This window comes from Thermogutta sp. (assembly GCF_014359955.1).
In the GTDB taxonomy this organism is placed as follows: Bacteria; Planctomycetota; Planctomycetia; order Pirellulales; family Thermoguttaceae; genus Thermogutta.
Genome location: NZ_JACIYL010000240.1, coordinates 1 through 5,517 on the forward strand (window position 1 = coordinate 1; position 5,517 = coordinate 5,517).

The following is a 5,517-nucleotide window of genomic DNA, read 5'->3' on the forward strand; positions in this document are numbered from 1 at the left end:
GGCCAAGAAAAAGAATCTGGCCGTGGTTTCCGGGCTGTGCTGGCGCTACGACTACGGCGTGCGCGAGGCCATGAAGCGCGTTCTCGACGGGGCCATCGGTGAGATCGTCGCCATCCAGGAGACGTACATCACAACTCCTTATGTCGTTCGACCGCGACAGCCAGGCTGGAGTGAGGCGTACTACCAGTTCAAGAACTGGTACCATTTCAACTGGCTATCGGGTGATCAGACCAGCCAGCAGCTCATTCACAGTCTGGACAAAGCCTCCTGGGCCCTTGATGATAAGCCGCCGCTTCGCGCGTGGGGCCTGGGTGGTCGGCAGGCCTGTCTTGACCCCAAATACGGCGACCAGTTCGATCATCACGCGGTCGTATTCGAATATGATAACGGCGTCCGCGTGTTTGGATATTGCCGCGATATTCCCGGATGTTACAACGAGACGTCCGATATTATTTTCGGAACAAAAGGACGATGCTACCTCCCCAACAAGCCGCGTATCGAAGGCGCGGTAGAATGGCAATACACTGGTCCCAAAGTCAGCATGTATGATGTTGAACATAAAGAAATGTTTGACTCGATCCGTGCAGGCAAGCCGATTAACAATGGTAACTATATGTTCACGAGCACCATGCTGGGTATTCTGGCGCAAATGGTGTGTTATACGGGGCAATTGATCACCTGGGAAGAAGCGATGCGGTCCACCCATTCGTTCAGTCTTCCACGGTACGGTTTTGACATCGACCCGCCTGTCAAGCCGGGCCCCGATGGCATCTATCCCACGGCAATTCCCGGTATTACGACATTCACCTGAAAGCCTGCGTATCCAATCGGCAATTTGTTGCTGTTCAGCACCGCTCGCAAGGTCCGTCTAACCGGCGGCTTTTGCTTGGAATAACGATGGGCGCGGCGAGAATGTCCGAGTCAAAGGACGCAGCCAATATTCAAAATAACGCTCAGAGATTGAGTGATCACAGTGATTTAAATATTCGCCACATAAATTTATTGACGATCCGGAGAGCCTCATGGACGTTTGGAGCGACGGAGACGTTGTATTCGAAGCGCCGAAGTTTCAGGTGGTGCGAAAAGCAGGCCCCCAGGAATCTCCGCAGCCTCTCTATTATGTGAATCATCCTGGTGCGGTCGCGATTCTGCCGATTTTAGATGATGAGCGGATTGTCCTCGTGCGCAATCGCCGCTGGGCGGTGAACAGGGAGCTCCTCGAGATCCCGGCCGGCACACGGCGGCCCGGCGAGCATCCGCAGGCGGCCGCCATCCGTGAACTCAGCGAGGAAACCGGATACACGGCAAGGATCTGGCAGGAAATCCTCGAGTTTTACGTTTCGCCGGGTATCACTAACGAGCGTATGACCCTCTTTTTTGCACGCGACCTTGTTCCTGGCTCACCCCACCTGGAACCGGACGAGGACCTTCATGTGGAAATCGCCACAGTGGAGCAATGCAAAAAAGCTCTTCGCGAAGGGCTCATTTGCGACGCCAAGTCCATCATTGCCCTGCTTGTTTTTTTCTCGCAGGGTCAATTTGTTGGCTGAATCGCAACGACGCCCCCATGAAAGATCTTGTTCGTGGGATGAGTTTCGTGCCACGGGCTCATCGCAATACTTATTTCGCCGCGCGGAAGCGTTTCAAATACTCCTGGCGGAACTTGGAAGCATAATTGCGGTCGGAGATCGCACGGTCAAAGTCAAACGCCGGTCGGGGGTGATTCTGCTCCCACTCCGCCCACTGCAGGCAGCAGGAAGATGTGATCGTCGCACTTAATTCGTGAAACTTGTGGGCCCAAGCTTTTGGTGTTCCGTCAACGCGGAATAACCCGGTCAACTGGGTGACGTCCCGTGCTTCGGGGTGGTCGTAAAGTCCCCAATTCAGCCAACCGCACGCCAGTCCTCGTGTAACAGCGATTAACTCAGCACACCACGCTGCCTGTTGTTCTTCGCTTGCAGGGGGATGCCGTCCATTGTTGATCGTCAGCTTTCCACCGCCGTACCAGCCGAATTCGGCCACCACGACGGGCCTCCCCGGTCGCGCGACCTCCCGGACCACCGATTCGGCATAGGCCAAATTGGCCAACCGATCTTCCTCACTTCGATACTCATAGAAGCCGCGTGCAAGTGGATAGAAATGCACTTCCAGAAAGTCCAAGAATTGCCCCTGACGACTTGGCCGAAAGCCGGAATAGGTTCTAAGGTCCGGCAGGAGTACCGGGACACTCCATTGAATCAGCCCCACCGTCACCAATGCCTCCGGGTCAACGCTTTTAATCGCCTCCACTTGACGTCGGGTCCATTCGTCGGCGACCTCCTCGCGAAGATTTTGATAATCGAGAATGGCCTGCTGTGGACCATCCAGCGGCGGGACTTGTGGCTTGTTCCAGGCTTCCTCGGTAATTTCGACTTCCCAGGCCTTCGCCATCGCTTGTCGCGATCCATATTTGCGGTGCAAAAAGTCAGGCCACCGACGCGCAAGCTCCGAGTTCTCCCAGGGAACGCTTGGTTCGTTGCGGAGATCGTAGGCGAAGATAACCGGCCGCCCACGATACCGGCCTGCGAACAAGTTCCAAAACTCGACAAGCGCCGCAACCGCTTGCGGATCTGCAATTGTATCCCTCCGGGCCCAGGCTGGAAGGCCCTCCCAGTGGTCCGGCCCGGTAGGGTGAACATAAATTCCGTATTCCTCCGCGATAGAAAGGAATTCTTCCCAGCGATCCAGGCCAAACGTCTCAAGCCGTCCCGGCTCGCGATAAAAGGAATCGAAGGTGAGAAAAACTCGCACGCAATTGACACCAAACGCCTTCATGCGACGGAAATCCTCTCGGACAGCCGTCGCGTCGAATTTCTTCCACACCTGAGGAGCCCAACCGGTGCCCGGCCGGAAATAGTTCACGCCGAACGGGACGAAGATTTTGCCATCTTCGGTGACGAAGCACCGCCGCTGCGCATCAACCCGTATTTTCTTGAGTGACGACGCATTGCCTGGAAAGGCCTGAGCGCCGGTACTCATCCACATGGCCAGTGCAAATGCACCTGTGAGGAAACACCTCAAACGGTGAAATAATAATTTCGCGTCACGCTGGCCCATCGAATCACACCTCCGTTACAGGCGTGCCCTGGTCGATTGCTCATTATCTCGCAATCCGAACGCTTACCGGGTCCTATTGTACTGCAAGCGTCAGCTCAGAACAGAACTCACCATTGCGGAGCAACTCTTGAGCTCCTGCTCGTTATCCAGCGCCATGATGTTGTTTCTCCACGGCATGATGAGTGACGCAGTCAGAAAGCGAATGTAACAGGCGGGTCCCGCCGCGAAGTACTTTGGAGGGGCGTACCTATTGTGCCCAGTGAAGACCCGAGCCATTCCCACTTTTGAAAAACCTCCGACATGCCACAGGCACAACGCGTTGGAGGGGCCATTCATGAATTGTCCCTACCGTTTAACCGGCAATGAAACCGAGCGGTTGGAGCCTGGCCGGTGAAACTGAACGTATAAGGCACCTCCCACTGGACGCGATCGCGCCAATGTCGTCTATCCCGGATGAGTCGCGCTGGCGTGCACGTCCCTGTCGAGAATGTGCCTCGTTTGAGCGATACAATAACACAGCAGATGCGGAAGCGGCTGGAGCGGAAAGCGGAGAGGGATTCAGATTGTCTCAGGCTTGCCCCGCCCTGCGAGCTGGGGTAAGGTTAGGACTGGGAATACCAAACGAGTGAGACAAGCTAACATTTCGAGTTCAGTAGGGGGACGTCCCGCATGCAGGTCAGCACGTCGCGCCACATTCTTCTTATTGCTTGGGCACTGACATGCCCGTTTCCCATGGCGGTTGTCAGCTTTGGTGAAGAGCCCATGTCAACGGAGTTTCAAGTGTTGGAACGTCCACCTGCGGAGCTGGGAATCCATCACTATCCTGCGAATCGTCCCCCGCTTGTTCCGAGTCCGCTGGTCAAACTTCCCGTGGGGGCGGTGCGGGCGGAAGGATGGTTGAAAACTCAACTGGAACTGGAGGCTGAGGGTTTTATTGGCCACCTGCACGAATTGAGTCAATTTCTCGCTCCGGAAGGGAACGCCTGGCTCGACCCGAACGGCGAGGGTGATCGCAGCTTCTGGGAAGAAGTTCCCTATTGGCTCAAAGGATACGGGGATCTGGCTTATCTCCTGGGACGACCCGAGATGATCGCCGAAGCCCGGCGGTGGATTGAGCCCACGCTCCAGGGTCAGCGGGAGGATGGATGGCTGGGGCCACGGAGGAATCTTGAAATGATCAATTCACCCCGCGGCAAGAAACCGGATGTGTGGCCCAACATGATTATGCTGCACGTCCTCCAGTCCTACTACGAATACACGCACGACGAACGCGTCATCGAAGCCATGCGGAGATATTTTCAATGGGAACTCCGCCAGCCCGACGAGGATTTTTTGCTGCCGTACTGGCAGGCCATGCGAGCAAGCGACAATTTGGTCAGTGTCTACTGGCTGTATAACCTGACGGGGGACGAATTTCTCCTTGACTTGGCAGAAAAAATTCACCGCTGTGGTGCCCGCTGGGACCAAGGAGTCATTAACTGGCACGGCGTGAATATTGCCCAAGGTTTTCGTGCACCGGGCATATTTTATCAGCAGGCCGGCGACTTAAAACTTCTCGAGAGAGCTTACGACAACTACCGAGAAGTTCGCGAGCGTTACGGGCAGGTCCCCGGAGGGCTTTATGGCGCAGACGAGAATTGCCGACCGGGGTACAGCGATCCGCGTCAGGCCGCAGAAACCTGCGCCATGGTGGAAATGATGTATTCCTGCGAGCTGCTCGTTCGGGTCAGCGGTGATCCGCTTTGGGCCGACCGCTGTGAAGATGTTGCGTTCAATTCCCTCCCGGCCTCGATGACGCCGGATCTGAAAGCCCTCCGATATCTCACGTCGCCTAACCTCGCGGTGTCCGACGCATCCAACAAAGCCCCAGGTGTTCAAAACTCGGGGCCGATGTTTTTGTTCGACCCCTACGGCCATCGCTGCTGCCAGCACAATGTATCGCACGGATGGCCGTATTTTACAGAGCACCTCTGGATGGCGGCTCCCGGTGATGGATTGGCAGCAGTGCTGTATGCCCCCAGCCAGGTCAAAGCATACGTCGGCAAAAAAGGCGTGGAGGTGGAAATTAACGAGAAAACGCTTTATCCGTTTGATGGGACGATCGAACTTGCCGTGCAGACTTCTGAACCTGTCGCATTCCCGCTTTATTTGCGGATTCCCATGTGGTGTCGCGAGGCCGAGGTCAAAGTTCACTCCGGGAAGCACGAGGAGGCATTCCAGTACAGCGCTTCTCAGGGCGGTCACTGGATCGTTTTGCGGCGAATCTGGCAGTCCGGCGATGGGGTAATCCTCCAATTGAAGCGGGAAGTGACTCTCACGCGCTGGGAAAAGAACCACAACAGCGTTTCAATAAACTATGGGCCGCTGACATTCGCCCTGAAGTTTAACGAGCGTTACGTTCGCCACGGCGGCACAGACAAG

Annotated in this window: 3 protein-coding genes and 1 pseudogene; 3 read left to right on the top strand and 1 reads right to left on the bottom strand. The window is 55.8% G+C overall.

The annotated features are described in order from the left end of the window. Positions 1-811 (top strand): annotated as a pseudogene (locus H5U08_RS09075) (gfo/Idh/MocA family oxidoreductase); the annotation flags it as partial. Positions 812-1,022: 211 nt separating this feature from the next. Continuing rightward, positions 1,023-1,550 carry an NUDIX hydrolase gene (locus H5U08_RS09080; RefSeq protein WP_297032344.1) on the top strand — a complete coding sequence of 176 codons (528 nt, stop codon included), beginning with the start codon at positions 1,023-1,025 and terminating at the stop codon, positions 1,548-1,550. A 70-nt stretch (positions 1,551-1,620) separates the two neighbouring features. Here the strand turns inward: H5U08_RS09080 and H5U08_RS09085 are convergent, their stop codons facing one another. Continuing rightward, a complete protein-coding gene (locus H5U08_RS09085) occupies positions 1,621-3,096 on the bottom strand; it encodes a cellulase family glycosylhydrolase (protein ID WP_297032345.1) in 1,476 nt (491 codons plus the stop codon). Positions 3,097-3,765: 669 nt separating this feature from the next. Between H5U08_RS09085 and H5U08_RS09090 the strand changes: the two genes are divergently transcribed. Next, a partial coding sequence (locus tag H5U08_RS09090) for a beta-L-arabinofuranosidase domain-containing protein (protein WP_297032346.1) occupies positions 3,766-5,517 on the top strand: 1,752 nt, incomplete at its 3' end.